We start from the raw sequence: 15,170 nt of genomic DNA, 5'->3' as shown, positions 1-15,170 counted from the left end.
GGCAGGGCTGCTCGTAGGCGCTTGTTGTAGCCGGACTGGCCGGGCAGATAGGGAAACGCTCCGGGTAGATGCGCGGGGACGAACCGCAGCCACCGCGCCTCGGACCGAATCCCGAGCAGCACCTGGGCCACCGCCAGGGTCAGCAACTCGGCATCGGACAGCTTCGGCGGCCGACCGGACCTGCGAGGCCGCCCAAGCCAGTCGTCGATCTTCACGTACAGTGCGGTGAGAAGGGTGTTGAGGTCTGTCGTCACAAACGGATCATCAACACCCTTCGCTGCATCCGCAGCCCCGGGCTGACTTTAGGAATTACTCGTCTAGGGGTACGGGTGCGGCGGCTGGTGCGGTGCGGGCAGGTGGCCGGGCGGCGCCTGCGGATGGTGCGGAATGGACGGATAGCTGGTCGGTGCGGGCGGGTGGCGCGGGGTGGACGCAGGTGCGGTCGGCGGGGTCGGACGGCGGAACCAGGAACTCGCCGACGGCCACGCCAGCAGAATGGCTACCACAAAGTAACCGAGTGCCTGGCCGACCGAAAGCCCCCCGGTCAACGGGATCCACCAGGAGGGGTGGGCGTCGCCCGCCAGACCGAACAACTGGCTGGTGGCCTGCTCGTCGGCGGCCAGGCGCAGGGGCGCGGCGCGCTCGCCGACCAGCACCGCGAGCCCGCAGCAGCCGCAGAGCAGGCCCAGCCCGCAGACCACCCACGTCGCCACCCGGGCCCCCGCCCGCCCACCGGACAGGCCGAGGGCCAACACCGCCAGGAGCGCGCCGGCCAGCAGGCTCACCACCGCGGAGAGCACCCCGCTGAGGCGCAGCAGCGTGACCACGTCGCCGATGTCGCCGGTGCCGGCTCCGGTGCCCGCCGCCGCGGACCGGAACCGGTCCACGGTGCCGCCCAGCACGACCAGGCCGGCGACGGCGTACGCGAGCGCGGCGACCGCCATGAGCAGCAGCACCGCCGTCGCCGCCGCGACCACGGCGGGACGGCGGGTCACCTGCGCGGGATACGACACGACAGGTCCCTCCGGTAGGCGTCGGGTTGCAACCTACTCGGAGGGACCGTCGACGTCGCCGCTATCCGCCCGTCAACTCACCGGCGGCGGAGTCGAACCGGGACGGTCCGACGGCGGCGGCTGGTCACCGGCCTGGCCGGGCACCGGCGGCTGGCCGGACGGACCGGGCTGGCCGGGCGGCGGGTAGCCCGGGGTGGGCGGGTAGCCGGGCTGACCGCTCGACTGCGGGTAGCCGGGGGTGCCCGGGGTCTGCGGGTAGCCGGGGGTCTGCGGGTAGCCCGGGTAGGCGCCACCGGGGACGGGCGGCTCCCAGCCGGCCTGCGGCTTGCGGAAGAACTCGTTCGCCTTCGGCAGGGCCAGCAGGATCAGCGCGGCGAGCAGCGCGAGCACACCGATCACGCCGAGCAGGGTGCTGACCGGGGTGAACCAGCCGGGCAGCGCCGCGTCGAGGCGGCTCTGGATCTCGTCGGGGCTCGGCCCGTCACCGGTGGTGCTGCCGGTGCCGCCGCCGAAGCCGCCCGCGGCACCGCTGATGAGGCTGCCACCGGTGCAGCAGATCAGGATGCCGCCGAGGACCCAGGTGGTGATCCGGGAACCGTTCTTGCCGCGGTTGTTGAGCATGGCCAGGACGACCAGCCCGACCGCGAGCATCAGCACGAAGATGGCGGTGCCGATGCCGATGGCGAAGGTGACGTCGGCGACGGTGGAGGCGGCGTTGGCCGACGTGCCACTGTAGGCGTCGCGCAGGACGTCACGAATGGTGCCGATCGTGGCCAGGGTGATGATCAGGTTGATCACCTGGATGACGGCGAACAGAATCAGCAGGTAACTGGAAATCGTCACCACGCTCGGCCGTGACCGCGCCGGCGGGCTGTGGGGATCGACCACGTTGCTCCTTCCCTAGATCGCGCCCACACCGTATCGACCCCCGGCCAATCGGGCATGCCTCGACGCCCCGCCGTGCAGATCGAACCCGTCCGATCGGGCCGCTCAGCCCTCCCCGGCCTCCGGGTGCGCCGTCACCTCGTCGGGGCGCAGCACCTCGCCCCGCGCCACCGACCAGCCCGTCTCCCCGTACGCCTCGAAGGAGAGCCGAGCCCCGCCGGGCGCCTGGTAGTCGTGGTAGCGCATGGTGCCGGTCGGGTCGAGGTCGGTGGCGCCGGTGGCCGTGTAGCGGGCCTGGCCGGACTCCTCCCAGGTGTACGAGCGCCCCGCGAAGTCGATGACCGGGGCGCCGGGCGTGACCCGGGCTCCCGGCTCGGGGGTCCACAGCACGATCTCGAGATCGGGGCGGTCCTGGACGGAGAGCCGGCACCCTCCGCCGTCCACGTCGTCGAGCAGGTGCTCGGCCCAGCTCCACCCCTCGTCGACCAGGCGGATGCTGCCGCGTACGCGGCGGGACAGCCCGCGGATCTCCACGGTGTCGCCCGGTCGCAGCCGACGCGGGTCGGACCGGGGGCCGTCGGCGCCCACGGCGCGCCCCGGCGTCCGGGTCCCCCGCACGACCATCACGACGACCACGACGGCGGCCACCACCGCCAGGCAGACCACCGTCGAAACGAGGTACGCCACCGACCCGTCCACCGAGCCCCCTCCCCCACGCCGGCGCAGACGGTAGCAACCCCGCTGACCGGCCCACACTTGCCGAGGCTCAAGTGATCCCTCGGTCACGCGGCGGCCGTCCGGCCCCCCCGCCGGCCGACTCGGGCCGGGAAGGGACGCTCACGCCTAGGCCAGCCGCCGCGCGGCGTACTCCCGGAGCGAGGACTGGTCCATGACGCAGCCGCTGTAGGTGGTGAACTCGGCCGGATCGTCGCGCAGCGCCGTCCAGGCGGCCCGGGCGGCCGCCGGGTCGATCCGTTCCAGCAGGGTCGCCGCGTACGCCCGGCCCGCGGGTGAGCCGTGGTCGAGGAGGCGGTCGAGCTGCGCGCGTACCTCCTCCGGGTGCTCGACCAGGGCGGACGCCAACCGCTGGTACGCCTCGGTCGCCGGCAGCAGCGTGCCGGCGAACCCCACCCCGCCGAACGCCAGGGTGTCCGCCCGGGCCAGCTCGTCGCCGGCGGCGTCGAGCTCCCGTCTCTTCCCGATCCCGAACATGCCCTCACCCTTCCCCACCGGGGCTCGCCTGACCCTCCTGATCAAGAGGTTCGCGTCAGCGGCGGCCGATTCCGTGACGCGAACCTCTTGATCGCCGGGTGTGGGTATCGGGGGTCAGCGGATGGAGAGACCGGTGTCGGCGAGGTCGACCTTGACCGTCTGGCCGTCGCGGATCTGGCCGGCGAGGAGGGCCTTCGCGAGCTGGTCGCCGATGGCCGACTGCACCAGCCGGCGCAGCGGGCGGGCTCCGTAGATCGGGTCGTACCCGTGCTCCGCCAGCCATCCGCGCGCCGCGTCGGTGATCTCCAGGTCCAGGCGGCGGTCGGCGAGCCGACGCCGCAACCGGTCGAGCTGGATGTCCACGATCGACCGCAGGTCGTCGCCCCGGAGGGCGGCGAAGACCACGATGTCGTCCAGCCGGTTGAGGAACTCCGGCTTGAAGTGCGAGCGGACGACCGCCAGCACCCCCTCGCGCCGCTGCTCCTCGCCGAGCGTCAGATCGCCGATCAGCGACGACCCGAGGTTGGACGTGAGGATCAGGATCGCGTTGCGGAAGTCCACGGTGCGGCCCTGACCGTCGGTGAGCCGCCCGTCGTCGAGCACCTGGAGCAGGATGTCGAAGACGTCCGGGTGGGCCTTCTCCACCTCGTCCAGCAGGATCACCGAGTACGGCCGCCGGCGCACCGCCTCGGTCAGCTGGCCGCCCTCCTCGTAGCCGACGTAGCCGGGCGGGGCGCCGACCAGGCGGGCGACGGAGTGCTTCTCGCCGTACTCGCTCATGTCGATGCGGACCATCGCCCGCTCGTCGTCGAAGAGGAACTCGGCGAGGGCCTTCGCCAGCTCGGTCTTGCCGACACCGGTCGGGCCGAGGAAGAGGAAGCTGCCGGTCGGGCGGTCCGGGTCCGCCACGCCGGCCCGCGCCCGGCGGACCGCGTCGGAGACGGCGCCGACCGCCTCGGCCTGACCGACCACGCGGGCCCGCAGGGATTCCTCCATGCGCAGCAGCTTGGCGGTCTCGCCCTCCAGCAGCCGGCCGGCCGGGATGCCCGTCCAGGAGGCGACCACGGCGGCGATGTCGTCCGCGCCGACCTCCTCCTTGAGCATGGCGCCGTCGGCCTGGAGCCGGGCCAGCTCCTCCTCCGCCCGGGCCAGCTCGGTCTTCAGCGTGGGGATCCGGCCGTACCGCAGCTCGGCGGCCCGCTCCAGCTCGCCGTCGCGCTCGGCCCGCTCGGCCTCGCCGCCGAGCCGCTCCAGCTCCTCCTTGGCGGACGAGAGCTTGGTGATGTGGTCCTTCTCCAGCTTCCAGCGGTCGGAGAGCGCGGTCAGCTGCTCGCGCTTGTCGGCCAGCTCCTTGCGCAGCCGTTCGAGGCGCTCGGCGGACGCGGCGTCCGGCTCCTTGGCCAGCGCCATCTCCTCGATCTCCAGCCGGCGCACCGCCCGCTCGATCTCGTCGACCTCGACCGGCCGCGAGTCGATCTCCATCCGGAGTCGGGAGGCGGACTCGTCGACCAGGTCGATCGCCTTGTCCGGCAGGAACCGGTCGGTGATGTAGCGGTCGGAGAGGGTGGCGGCGGCGACCAGCGCGGCGTCGGTGATGCGGACGCCGTGGTGCACCTCGTAACGCTCCTTGAGGCCGCGCAGGATGCCGATGGTGTCCTCGATCGTCGGCTCGCCGACCAGCACCGGCTGGAAGCGGCGCTCCAGCGCGGGGTCCTTCTCGATGTGCTCGCGGTACTCGTCGAGGGTGGTCGCGCCCACCATGCGCAGCTCACCGCGGGCCAGCATCGGCTTGAGCATGTTGCCCGCGTCCATCGAGCCCTCGCCCTTGCCGGCGCCGACGACCGTGTGCAGCTCGTCGAGGAACGTGATGACCTGCCCGTCGGAGTTCTTGATCTCCTCGAGCACGGACTTGAGCCGCTCCTCGAACTGGCCGCGGTACGACGCGCCGGCCACCATCGCGCCCAGGTCGAGCGAGACGAGCTTCTTGTTCCGCAGCGACTCGGGCACGTCGCCGGCGACGATCCGCTGGGCCAGCCCCTCCACGATCGCGGTCTTGCCGACGCCCGGCTCACCGATCAGCACCGGGTTGTTCTTCGTACGCCGGGACAGCACCTGGATCACACGGCGGATCTCCGAGTCCCGGCCGATGACCGGGTCGATCTTGCCGTCTCGGGCGCTGGCGGTGAGATCGACGCCGTACTTGGCCAAGGCCTGGTAGGTCTGCTCCGGGTCGGCGGTGGTGACCCGCCGGTCCCCGCCACGGACGGTCGGGAAGGCGGCGACCAGGTTCTCCTCCGTGGCGCCGGAGTTCTTCAGCGCGACGGAGACCGCGCCACCCACCCGGGCCAGGCCGGCCAGCAGGTGCTCGGTGGAGGTGTACTCGTCGCCCAGCGGCCGCGCGATCTGCTCGGCGGCGCCGATGGCGTTGACGAACTCACGGGCGAGGGTCGGCTCGGCGATGCTGGAGCCGCGCGCGGCGGGCAACCCGTCGACCGTGCGCTGGGCGACCCGGCGCAGCTCGGCGGGGTCGGCCCCGACGGCGCGCAGCAGGCCGGCGGCGGTCGAGCCTTCGGTGTCGAGCAGCGACAACAGCAGGTGCCAGGGTTCCACGGTGGCGTGGCCGCGCTGGTTCGCCAGCGCCACGGCACCGGTGATGGTCTCGCGGCTCTTGGTGGTGAGGCGTTCCGTGTTCATGGGCTCCCCTGATATCGGCGTGTCCACTAGGAAGTGACACAACCAGAGTTGAGCGTATTCCGCTCAACTCTAGCGCTGTGACCCCACTCACTCCCGACGTCGCCACCGCCAGTCGAACTCGCCGGGCGCGGGGGGCGGGCCGGGCAGCGACGAGCCGTCACCGCCGGTCGACAGGCCGGCCAGCATCACCGCCAACTGGCGCCGGCGCAGCTGTCGGGTCCGCTCCGGATCGGGTACCCGCACCGCGGCGCACGCCTCCAGCAGCAGCCCGACGTCCTGCACCACGATGTCCGGCCGAAGCCGCCCGCCGTCGTGGGCGCGCTTCACCAGCGAGGTGGTGAGCTCGTTCGCCCGGACGGCGTCCCGACCCATCTCCTCGGTGGGGGTGAACGTGCCAGCCAGGTGCACGGTCAGCGAGTGCACGTCGGCGTCGACCACGCGCTCCAGGAAGCCGGCGAGGCCTCGCCACCCGTCCGGGTCGGCGAGCCCCGCCTCGGCCTCGGCCACGTACCGCCGCAGACCGTCCCGGCAGAGCGTGCGCAGCAGGTCCTCCTTGCTCGCGTACCGCCGGTAGAGCGCGCTGATGCCCACGCCCGCGCGGTCCGCGACCGCGGCGATGGGCGCCTTCGGATCGTCGAGGAACACGGCGCGGGCGGCGTCGAGGATCACCTCGTCGTTGCGCGCCGCCTGGGCACGGCGACCCGCGAGTGGCGGGGTCTTCGCGGTCGGGTTCGGCATGGCTCCAGATTAACAGTGGAACGGATCGTTCCGCTCTGCTAGGGTCCGAACGGAACGAAGCATTCCGTTCTGAAGGAGCGAGAAGATGACCGACTCCGCGATCCGCCCGTTCCGCGCCGAGGTGCCGCAGGCCGACCTCGACGACCTGGCCGACCGGCTGGGCCGGACCACCTGGCCCGACGAGCTGCCCGGCGCGGGCACCGCCTACGGGATGCCCCTCGACCGGGTCCGCGCCCTGGCCACCCGGTGGGCGGAGACCTTCGACTGGCGGGCGGTCGAGGCGCGGCTGAACGCCCACCCGCAGTTCGTGACCGAGATCGACGGCGAGGACATTCACTTCCTGCACGTCCGCTCATCACGCGCCGACGCCCTCCCACTGGTGCTCACCCACGGCTGGCCCGGCTCGGTGATCGAGTACCTGGACGTGATCGCCCCGCTCACCGAGCCGGACGACCCGGCGGCACCCGCCTTCCACCTGGTGATCCCGTCGCTGCCCGGCTTCGGCTTCTCCGGGCCGACCCGCAGCGCCGGCTGGAACCGCTACCGGACGGCCCGCGCCTGGGCCGAGCTGATGAGCCGACTGGGTTACGAGCGCTACGGCGCGGTCGGCAACGACGCCGGTTCGCTGGTCTCGCCCGAGGTCGGCCGGACCGACCCGGAGCACGTGGTCGGCGTCCACGTCACGCAGCTCTTCTCGTTCCCGTCCGGCGACCCCGCCGAGTTCGCCGGGCTCTCCGACGCCGATCAGGCGGCACTCGGCCACCTCCAGTGGTTCTACGAGAACAAGTTCTCCTTCAACCAGGTGCACAGCCAGCAGCCGCAGACCCTGGCGTACGCGCTGACCGACTCCCCGGTCGGTCTGCTCGCCTGGAACTCCCAACTCTTCGACCAGGGCCTCGACGACGACTTCGTCCTGGCCAACGTCGCGCTCTACTGGTTCACCCGCACCGCCGCCTCGGCCATCCGCTTCTACTGGGAGGACGCGCACGCCGGCGACCAGCCGAGCGGCCCGACCACCACGCCGACCGCGCTCGCCATGTTCCCGGGCGACTTCCAGTCGATCCGCCGGTTCGCCGAGCGGGACCACGCCGCCATCGTCCGGTGGACGGCGTACGACGCGGACGTCGAGGGACGCGGCGACGTGGGCGGGCACTACGCGGCGCACCAGGCGACCGGGGTGCTGGTGGGTGACATCCGGGAGTTCTTCGCCGGTCTGCGCTGATCCGACCCCGGGATCCGGGTGCGCCTGTCGTCGTCCCGGCGACGGCGGGCACACCCGGACTCCGGGCAGATCGGATCGATCACGGTGAGCGGCATCGACCGACGTGGACGCGGTACCGTTGCCAGAGTGCGAGTACGTGTTGAACAGATCGCGCTGCCGGGTATCGGCGTCCGCCACGACCTCGTGACGGAATCCGGTCGCCGCCTGGGCGTGGTCTCCCACCGCAATGGTCGTCGCGACCTCGTCCTCTACGACCCGGACGATCCCGACTCCTGCCAGTCCGACATCCCGCTGACCGACGACGAGGCGGAGGCGCTCGCCGACATCCTCGGCGCGTCGCTGATGCTGGGTCAGCTCTCCGGGCTGCGCGAGCAGGCCGCCGGGCTGCTCACCGAGCAGATCGCCATCCCGGCCGGCTCGTCGTACGTCAACCGGAAGCTCGGCGACACCCAGGCGCGTACCCGCACGGGCGCCTCGATCGTGGCGGTGCTCCGCCACGGAGAGGTGATCGTCTCGCCGGATCCCTCCTTCCGCTTCGCGGCCGGTGACGTGGTGGTCGTCGTCGGGACCCGCAAGGGCCTCGACGGAGTGACCGCCATCTTCGCCGACGGTGACCCGGACGGCTGAGGCGGATGCACGACTTCACCACACTGCTCGTCGAGGTCGGCGCGCTGCTGTTCCTGCTCGGCCTCCTCGGCCGACTCGGCCGCCGCATCGGTCTCTCGCCCATCCCTCTCTACCTGCTCGCCGGGCTCGCCTTCGGGCACGGCGGCCTGCTGCCGCTCAACGCCAGCGAGGAGTTCTTCGCCGTCGGCGCCGAGATCGGCGTCATCCTGCTGCTGGTCATGCTCGGCCTCGAATACTCGGCCGGCGAACTGGTCGGCAACCTGCGTGCGGCGGCGCCGGCGGGGCTCATCGACGGCGTCCTCAACGCCCTGCCCGGAGCGGCGTTCGCGCTGCTGCTCGGCTGGGACTGGGTCGCCGCGCTGGTGCTCGCCGGCATCACCTGGGTCTCCTCCTCCGGCGTCATCGCCAAGGTCCTCGCCGACCTGGGTCGGCTCGGTAACCGGGAGACGCCGGTCATCCTCTCGGTCCTGGTGATCGAGGACCTGGCCATGGCCCTCTACCTGCCGCTGGTCACCGCCGTACTGGCCGGCACCGGTCTGCTCGGCGGGGGCATCGCGCTCACCGTCGCGGTCGGCACGGTGCTGGTGGTGCTGGTGGTGGCCATCCGCTACGGCAAGGTCATCTCCTCGGCGATGTCGGCGCGCGACCCGGAGGCGCTCCTGCTCGGCGTGCTCGGCATGACCCTGCTGGTCGCCGGCCTCGCGGCGAAGCTCCAGGTGTCGGCGGCGGTCGGCGCGTTCCTGGTCGGCATCGCCCTGTCCGGCCCGGTCGCGCACAACGCCACCGAGATGCTGAGCCCGCTGCGGGACCTCTTCGCCGCGGTCTTCTTCGTCTTCTTCGGGCTGTCCACCGACCCACGGGACATCCCGCCGGTGCTGCTGCCGGCCCTCGGCCTGGCGATCGTCACCATGGCGACGAAGACGCTCACCGGCTACCTGGCCGCCCGGCGGGTCGGCATCGCCGAACCCGGTCGATGGCGTGCCGGCCTCACGCTCGTGCCCCGAGGCGAGTTCTCCATCGTCATCGCCGGGCTCGCGGTGGCGGCCGGCAGCGTCGAGCCACGGCTGGCCGCGCTCGCCACGGCGTACGTCCTCATCACCGTCGTGACCGGGCCGATGCTCGCCCGGATGCCCGACTTCCCGTGGTTCAAGCGCTGGCTGCGGCACCGCGCGGCCGCCCAGCGGCACGAGTCCGTACCGGTCGGCGACTGACGACGCTGGATGCGCCCGGGCCGGGTCGGCCGTACGGTCGACCCGGCCCACCCAAGGGTTGCCCAATTACTCCCTGGGAAGGGCTACCGCTACTGCTCAGTACCGCGTTACCGTGTCGCCCCAGCAGCCAGGGTCCGCGGGCGGCCGTACCTCCGCGCGGGCGTAGTGGAAGGTTGGCCGGTGAGCGTGCAGGAGTCGACGTTCCACGGCTTCGCGAACCCCGTCGATCCGACTCCGGCGGAGTTGCGTGCGTGGGCCTACCGGCCCGACTCGGTGCCGTTGAGCTCGATGCCGCCGGACTGGGACCTGCTGGTCTCCGGTGACCGGCTGGTGTCGACTCTCTTCGAGTTGGCCATGGACGGCAGCTGCCCCGCCCGCCGGTTCGCGGTGCACTGCCTCTACATCTACGCCGCCGACGGCATCCGGACGAACTTCCGCGCACACCCCAAGCGCCGCTTCCGCAAGCTCGTCGAGCAGGCCGAGAAGAACGGCGACGAGCTGATGCGGACGTGGGCGCACAACAGTCGCGTGCTGCTGGCCCGGCCGGACCTGTTCGTCTACCGCGACTGGTGCGAGGGCGGCCTGGTCCGGGAGAACCGCCGCCTCGGCTGACCGCCCGGCCCGGTTGACCGGCTCGCCCGAGCAGAAGACGAACGGGCCGGGACCCCCCGTGGATCCCGGCCCGCACGTCGGTGCCCCGCCCGTCAGCCCGGGCCGCCGCGTCCGTCGGGCCGTACCTCCGCCCGCCCCTGGTCGATTCCGTGATCGGCCCGGTCGGCGAAGCGGCCCTCCATCACGACCTCGGTGAAGCGCGGCCTGGTCAGCTCGTCGAACCGCTCGCGGAGCACCTCGACGATGCCGTCGAGTCGCTCCTCCGTCTGCTGGGCCACCTGCTTCGCCGCCTCCGTCATCGCTCCCCCTGCCATGCCGGTAGGTCCGGTTGACGCGAAAGGACCTCATTTTCAGCTAAGCAGAGCGGCCCGGCCCGCGCCGGGAAACCGGCGAGCGGACCGGGCCGTGAGTCCCGGAGGTGGGTGTCGCGTCAGCGGTCGGGCCCGCGCCGCGGGCGCCAGACCACCAGCGCGGTGGAGGTGCGGTTGGTGGGCACCAGGTCGCTGCCGGGGAAGCGGGCGAGCGACTCCAACTCGGCGATCCGGCGGTACGCGGCGTCGAGCTCCGCCTCCAGCCGCGCCACGCGCTGCTGCGCCTGTTCGAGGAGACGCTCCAGGCCGATGATCCGCTTGACCCCGGCCAGGTTGATGCCGTCGTCCTGGCTGAGCCGCTGCACCTCGCGCAGCAGCACCACATCCCGGACGCTGTACCGGCGACCGCCGCCGGCCGCCCGACCGGCCTGCACCAGGCCGAGCCGGTCGTACTGGCGCAGGGTCTGCGGGTGCATCCCCGCCATCCGCGCCGCGACCGAGATCATCAGGACCTTGGCCTCGTAGGCAGGGTCACCCGACGAACCGACGAACCCGTCCGACATCCCACTCACCTCCGCGTCCGTCCACCGATCATCCGGCTCGACGCACCCGCGCGTCGAGGTGTTCCCGAGCCGCCGGCGGTGTCTGCTCGGCGAACTCCTCCAGCGCCGCCCGCGCCTCGTCCGACACCCGCGCGGGCACCACCACGTCCAGTGTCACCAGCAGGTCGCCGGCCTGCCCGTCGCGGCGGACGACACCCTTGCCGCGCGCCCGCAGGACACGACCGCTCGGGGTGCCGGGCGGCACCCGTAGGGTCACCGCGCCGTCGAGCGTGGGTACCCGCAGGTCGGTGCCGAGCACCGCCTCGGCGAAGGTGATCGGCACGGTCAGCGTCAGGTCGTCGCCGCTGCGGCCGAACAGGTCGTCCGGACGCACCTTGACCTGTACGAACAGGTCACCCGCCGGACCGCCACGCTCGCCCGGCTCGCCCCGCCCCGCCAGTCGGATCCGCTGCCCGTCGGCGACGCCCGCCGGGAACCGGACGTTCATGGTCCGCGTCTTGGTCACCCCGCCGCTGCCGTGGCACTCGGGGCACTTCTCCTCGACGACCGTCCCCACGCCCTGGCAGTTGCGGCACGGCTCGGAGAAGCTGAACGACCCCTGGTTGCGGGTCGTGACCCCGGCGCCGTGGCACACCGGGCAGGTGCGCGGCTGGGTGCCCGGCTTGGCCCCGTTGCCGTGACAGGTGTCGCAGACGCCGGGGGCGCGCAGGGTCAGCGGCAGGGTGACGCCCCGCACCGCGTCGTCGAAGTCCAGTGCGACCTCGGTCTCCACGTCCCGGCCCCGGGCCGGGCCACGCGCGGTGGCCTGGCCCGCCTGCCCGCCCGAGAAGATCGAGCTGAACAGGTCGGTGAAGCCGGTACCGCCGAAGCGGCCATCGCCGGCGCCGCCGGGACGCCCACCGCCGAACAGGTCGGAGACGTCGAACGGCATGCCGCCCGGCTGGCCGCTGCCGCGGGCGCCGCGCCGGAACGCGCCCGAACCGAAGAGCGACCGCATCTCGTCGTACTCCCGGCGACGGCCGGGGTCCGACAGCACGTTGTACGCCTCGGACGCGGCCTTGAACCGCTCCTCGGCCTTGGGGTCACCGGGGTTGTAGTCCGGGTGCGACTCCCGGGCCAGCTTTCGGTACGCCTTCTTGATCTCGTCCGCGGAGGCGGCCTTGTCCACGCCGAGCACGGCGTAGAAGTCCTTCTCGATCCAGTCCTTCGAACTCACCGGTCCACCCCCTCCCCACCGTCGTGGCCCGGTCGCCCCGCCCACCGTCGTGCGGCGGACGGGGCGACCCGGTCACTGTTTCGCACTACTCCGGGTCCGCGACGCCGACCAACGCCGGCCGCAGCAGCCGCTCACCGAGCTGGTAGCCCCGCCGCATGATCTGCACGCAGGTCGGCTCGGTCACGTCGGCGGAGGTCTGGTGCGCCACCGCCTCGTGCAGCGTCGGGTCGAACGGGTCACCCTGTTCACCGAACGGGGTGAGCCCGAACTTGCCGAGCGCCGTGACCAGCTGCTCCGCCACCGTTCCGAACGGTCCGACCAGGTCGCCGTGTTCCCGGGCCCGGTCCAGGTCGTCGAGGATCGGCAGCAGCGCGGCGAGCACCGAGCCGGTCGCCTGCTCGGCGACGACGCCCCGGTCCCGATCCACCCGCTTGCGGTAGTTGGCGTACTCCGCCGTCACCCGCTGGAGGTCCCGGGTCCGCTCGTCGAGGTCGGCGCGGAGCGCCTCCAACTCCGCGCCGAGCGTGGAGCTGGTGGCGGCGTCGACCGGCTCGGCCGGCGCGTCCACCACCGGCGGGCCGGCCGCGGTCACCCCGTCGACCGTGCCGGTCTCGACCTCGATCTCGTCGACCACGACCTCGGCGTCCTCGACCAGCCCTTCGGCCGGGACGTCCGAGCCCGCGTCGGCCGCGGTGCCCTCCGGCTCCGCCGGCGGCTCGGTGATCTTGCGGTTGTTGCGGATGACGACCCGCGGCGCGTCACCGGCGGCCGGCTCGGCGGGCGCGGAGCCACCCGGCGTCGACCCGGCCTTACGCCGGTCGCCGTCTCGTGGCTTCTCCGTCATGCGGCTACCTCATCCCTTCGCCGTGAACTCGTATCGAGGACGCGATGTCACTTCTTGTCCTCGTCCACGATCTCCGCGTCGACCACGTCGTCGGCACCACCGGCCGGGCCCGCACCGGTCGCCCCGGCACCCGCACCCGCACCAGCACCCGCGCCGGCCTGTCCGCCCGGCTGCTCACCCTGCTCGCCCTGCTGCGAGTAGAGCAGCGAACCGGCCTGCTGGGAGACCTGCGCCAGCCGCTCGTGCGCCGACTTGATCTTCTCGATGTCCTGCCCGCCCAGCGCGCTCCGCAGCTCACCGAGCGCCTCGTTGAGCTGGTCGCGGTTCTCCGCCGGCAGCTTGTCGCCGCTCTCGGCGAGGAACTTCTCGGTCTGCCACTGCAGCGCCTCGGCGACGTTGCGGGTCTCGGCCTCGTCGCGACGACGCTTGTCCTCGTCGGCGTGCTCCTCGGCGTCCCGGCGCATCCGCTCGATGTCGTCCTTCGGCAGCGAGGAGCCGCCGGTGATCGTCATCTTCTGCTCCTTGCCGGTGCCCAGGTCCTTCGCGTGGACGTTGACGATGCCGTTCGCGTCGATGTCGAAGGTGACCTCGATCTGCGGCACGCCGCGCGGCGCCGGCGGGAGACCGGTCAGCTCGAAGGTGCCGAGCTTCTTGTTGTAGGCCGCGATCTCGCGCTCACCCTGGAAGACCTGGATCAGCACGGACGGCTGGTTGTCGTCGGCCGTGGTGAAGACCTCGGAGCGCTTGGTCGGGATGGTGGTATTGCGCTCGATCAGCTTGGTGAAGATGCCGCCCTTGGTCTCGATGCCCAGGCTCAGCGGGGTCACGTCGAGCAGCAGGACGTCCTTCACCTCGCCCTTGAGCACGCCGGCCTGCAGGGCGGCGCCGACGGCGACGACCTCGTCCGGGTTCACGCCCTTGTTCGGGTCGCGGCCGGTGAGCTGCTTCACCAGGTCGGTGACGGCCGGCATCCGGGTCGAGCCGCCGACCAGGATCACGTGGTCGACGTCGGAGACCTTGATCCCGGCGTCCTTCACGGCCTGCTCGAACGGGCCCTTGCAGCGGTCCAGCAGGTCCTGCGTCATCCGCTGGAACTCGGCGCGGCTCAGCGTCACGTCCAGGTGCAGCGGGCCGGCCGCACCGGCGGTGATGTACGGCAGGTTGATGTTGGTGGTGGTGGCAGCGGACAGCTCGATCTTCGCCTTCTCGGCGGCCTCGCGGAGCCGCTGGAGGGCCATCTTGTCCTGCGACAGGTCGATGCCGTGCTCACCACGGAACGTCTTCACCAGGTGGTCGATGATCCGCTGGTCCCAGTCGTCGCCACCGAGCTGGTTGTCACCGCTGGTCGACTTGACCTCGACAACGCCCTCGGCCAGCTCCAGCAGGGAGACGTCGAAGGTGCCACCACCGAGGTCGAAGACCAGGACGGTCTGCTCCTTGGAGCCCTTGTCCAGCCCGTACGCCAGCGCGGCGGCGGTCGGCTCGTTGACGATCCGCAGCACGTTGAAGCCGGCGATCTCACCGGCCTCCTTGGTGGCCTGGCGCTGACCGTCGTTGAAGTAGGCCGGCACGGTGATCACCGCGTCGGTGATCTGCTCGCCCAGGTACGCCTCGGCGTCCCGCTTGAGCTTCATCAGGGTCCGGGCGGAGATCTCCTGGGGGGTGTACTTCTTGCCGTCGATGTCCACGGACCAGTTGGTGCCGATCTCCCGCTTGACCGAGCGGATCGTCCGGTCCGGGTTCGTGACCGCCTGGCGCTTGGCGACCTCACCGACGAGCACCTCGCCGTTGCGGGCGAACGCGACGATCGACGGGGTCGTCCGCGAGCCCTCAGCGTTGGCGATGACGGTGGGCTCACCGCCCTCGAGAACGCTGACGCAGGAGTTCGTCGTGCCGAGGTCGATACCGACCGCACGTGCCATCTTCGCTTCCTCGCTTCGTAAGGTTGAGCAGGTGACGGGCACCGCCCGCAGCGCACCCACCACAAGTTGAGTGGAGTTGACTCAATAGTGCCACGCCTCC

General features: G+C 72.0%; 15 protein-coding genes and 1 pseudogene. 4 read left to right on the top strand and 12 right to left on the bottom strand.

All coding sequences use genetic code 11. The features are described 5' to 3' along the window. The 7 genes and pseudogenes from ACIBTV_RS17945 to ACIBTV_RS17915 all read right to left on the bottom strand — a co-directional run. Positions 1–254 (bottom strand): annotated as a pseudogene (locus tag ACIBTV_RS17945) (IS982 family transposase); the annotation flags it as partial. A gap of 63 nt (positions 255–317) precedes the next feature. Next, positions 318–1,013 (bottom strand): hypothetical protein, encoded by a 696-nt coding sequence (locus ACIBTV_RS17940; RefSeq protein ID WP_396706140.1) that lies wholly within the window; start codon positions 1,011–1,013, stop codon positions 318–320. A gap of 72 nt (positions 1,014–1,085) precedes the next feature. Continuing rightward, on the bottom strand, positions 1,086–1,856 hold the full coding sequence (locus ACIBTV_RS17935; RefSeq protein ID WP_396706138.1) for a hypothetical protein: 771 nt from the start codon (positions 1,854–1,856) through the stop codon (positions 1,086–1,088). Between the two features lie 147 nt (positions 1,857–2,003). After that, positions 2,004–2,597 carry a DUF4178 domain-containing protein gene (locus ACIBTV_RS17930; RefSeq protein WP_396706136.1) on the bottom strand — a complete coding sequence of 198 codons (594 nt, stop codon included), beginning with the start codon at positions 2,595–2,597 and terminating at the stop codon, positions 2,004–2,006. 144 nt (positions 2,598–2,741) lie between these two features. Continuing rightward, on the bottom strand, positions 2,742–3,110 hold the full coding sequence (locus tag ACIBTV_RS17925; RefSeq protein ID WP_396706135.1) for a hypothetical protein: 369 nt from the start codon (positions 3,108–3,110) through the stop codon (positions 2,742–2,744). A 114-nt stretch (positions 3,111–3,224) separates the two neighbouring features. Continuing rightward, positions 3,225–5,804 carry an ATP-dependent chaperone ClpB gene (gene clpB, locus ACIBTV_RS17920; protein ID WP_396706133.1) on the bottom strand — a complete coding sequence of 860 codons (2,580 nt, stop codon included), beginning with the start codon at positions 5,802–5,804 and terminating at the stop codon, positions 3,225–3,227. Positions 5,805–5,891: 87 nt separating this feature from the next. After that, positions 5,892–6,542, bottom strand: coding sequence for a TetR/AcrR family transcriptional regulator (locus ACIBTV_RS17915; protein WP_396706131.1), 651 nt, complete (start codon positions 6,540–6,542; stop codon positions 5,892–5,894). Positions 6,543–6,627: 85 nt separating this feature from the next. Between ACIBTV_RS17915 and ACIBTV_RS17910 the strand changes: the two genes are divergently transcribed. The 4 genes from ACIBTV_RS17910 to ACIBTV_RS17895 all read left to right on the top strand — a co-directional run bounded on the left by ACIBTV_RS17910 (position 6,628) and on the right by ACIBTV_RS17895 (position 10,214). Continuing rightward, positions 6,628–7,764 (top strand): epoxide hydrolase family protein, encoded by a 1,137-nt coding sequence (locus tag ACIBTV_RS17910; protein ID WP_396706129.1) that lies wholly within the window; start codon positions 6,628–6,630, stop codon positions 7,762–7,764. Positions 7,765–7,890: 126 nt separating this feature from the next. Then, the gene (locus tag ACIBTV_RS17905) at positions 7,891–8,391 is read left to right on the top strand and encodes a cation:proton antiporter regulatory subunit (protein ID WP_091599134.1); all 501 of its coding nucleotides are present in this window, start codon (positions 7,891–7,893) and stop codon (positions 8,389–8,391) included. A gap of 5 nt (positions 8,392–8,396) precedes the next feature. Beyond that, complete coding sequence (locus ACIBTV_RS17900) at positions 8,397–9,602, top strand: cation:proton antiporter (RefSeq protein ID WP_396706127.1); 1,206 nt, start codon at positions 8,397–8,399, stop codon at positions 9,600–9,602. A gap of 180 nt (positions 9,603–9,782) precedes the next feature. Further along, on the top strand, positions 9,783–10,214 hold the full coding sequence (locus tag ACIBTV_RS17895; RefSeq protein ID WP_396706125.1) for a hypothetical protein: 432 nt from the start codon (positions 9,783–9,785) through the stop codon (positions 10,212–10,214). 92 nt (positions 10,215–10,306) lie between these two features. Here the strand turns inward: ACIBTV_RS17895 and ACIBTV_RS17890 are convergent, their stop codons facing one another. From ACIBTV_RS17890 to dnaK, 5 genes are all read right to left on the bottom strand, one after another. Further along, complete coding sequence (locus ACIBTV_RS17890) at positions 10,307–10,513, bottom strand: hypothetical protein (RefSeq protein ID WP_396706123.1); 207 nt, start codon at positions 10,511–10,513, stop codon at positions 10,307–10,309. 131 nt (positions 10,514–10,644) lie between these two features. After that, entirely contained in the window at positions 10,645–11,088 is a 444-nt protein-coding gene (locus ACIBTV_RS17885; RefSeq protein WP_396706120.1) for a heat shock protein transcriptional repressor HspR, read from the bottom strand. A gap of 28 nt (positions 11,089–11,116) precedes the next feature. Continuing rightward, positions 11,117–12,304, bottom strand: coding sequence for a molecular chaperone DnaJ (gene dnaJ / locus ACIBTV_RS17880; protein WP_396706118.1), 1,188 nt, complete (start codon positions 12,302–12,304; stop codon positions 11,117–11,119). Positions 12,305–12,389: 85 nt separating this feature from the next. Further along, complete coding sequence (gene grpE / locus ACIBTV_RS17875; RefSeq protein WP_396706116.1) at positions 12,390–13,148, bottom strand: nucleotide exchange factor GrpE; 759 nt, start codon at positions 13,146–13,148, stop codon at positions 12,390–12,392. A gap of 47 nt (positions 13,149–13,195) precedes the next feature. Further along, on the bottom strand, positions 13,196–15,070 hold the full coding sequence (dnaK, locus tag ACIBTV_RS17870; protein ID WP_396706113.1) for a molecular chaperone DnaK: 1,875 nt from the start codon (positions 15,068–15,070) through the stop codon (positions 13,196–13,198). Positions 15,071–15,170: the final 100 nt, after the last annotated feature.

Origin of the sequence: Micromonospora sp. NPDC049366 (assembly GCF_044466625.1) — a bacterium.
GTDB lineage: Bacteria > Actinomycetota > Actinomycetes > Mycobacteriales > Micromonosporaceae > Micromonospora.
This window is presented reverse-complemented; position numbering and strand designations above follow the sequence as displayed.

What these genes read in the sequence shown, in the direction of transcription:
- ACIBTV_RS17925 (WP_396706135.1), bottom strand. Translation starts at nt 3,110, where the DNA reads ATGTTCGGGATCGGGAAGAGACGGGAGCTCGACGCCGCCGGCGACGAG.
- clpB (WP_396706133.1), bottom strand. Translation starts at nt 5,804, where the DNA reads ATGAACACGGAACGCCTCACCACCAAGAGCCGCGAGACCATCACCGGT.
- ACIBTV_RS17915 (WP_396706131.1), bottom strand. Translation starts at nt 6,542, where the DNA reads ATGCCGAACCCGACCGCGAAGACCCCGCCACTCGCGGGTCGCCGTGCC.
- ACIBTV_RS17910 (WP_396706129.1), top strand. Translation starts at nt 6,628, where the DNA reads ATGACCGACTCCGCGATCCGCCCGTTCCGCGCCGAGGTGCCGCAGGCC.
- ACIBTV_RS17900 (WP_396706127.1), top strand. Translation starts at nt 8,397, where the DNA reads ATGCACGACTTCACCACACTGCTCGTCGAGGTCGGCGCGCTGCTGTTC.
- ACIBTV_RS17890 (WP_396706123.1), bottom strand. Translation starts at nt 10,513, where the DNA reads ATGACGGAGGCGGCGAAGCAGGTGGCCCAGCAGACGGAGGAGCGACTC.
- ACIBTV_RS17885 (WP_396706120.1), bottom strand. Translation starts at nt 11,088, where the DNA reads ATGTCGGACGGGTTCGTCGGTTCGTCGGGTGACCCTGCCTACGAGGCC.
- grpE (WP_396706116.1), bottom strand. Translation starts at nt 13,148, where the DNA reads ATGACGGAGAAGCCACGAGACGGCGACCGGCGTAAGGCCGGGTCGACG.
- dnaK (WP_396706113.1), bottom strand. Translation starts at nt 15,070, where the DNA reads ATGGCACGTGCGGTCGGTATCGACCTCGGCACGACGAACTCCTGCGTC.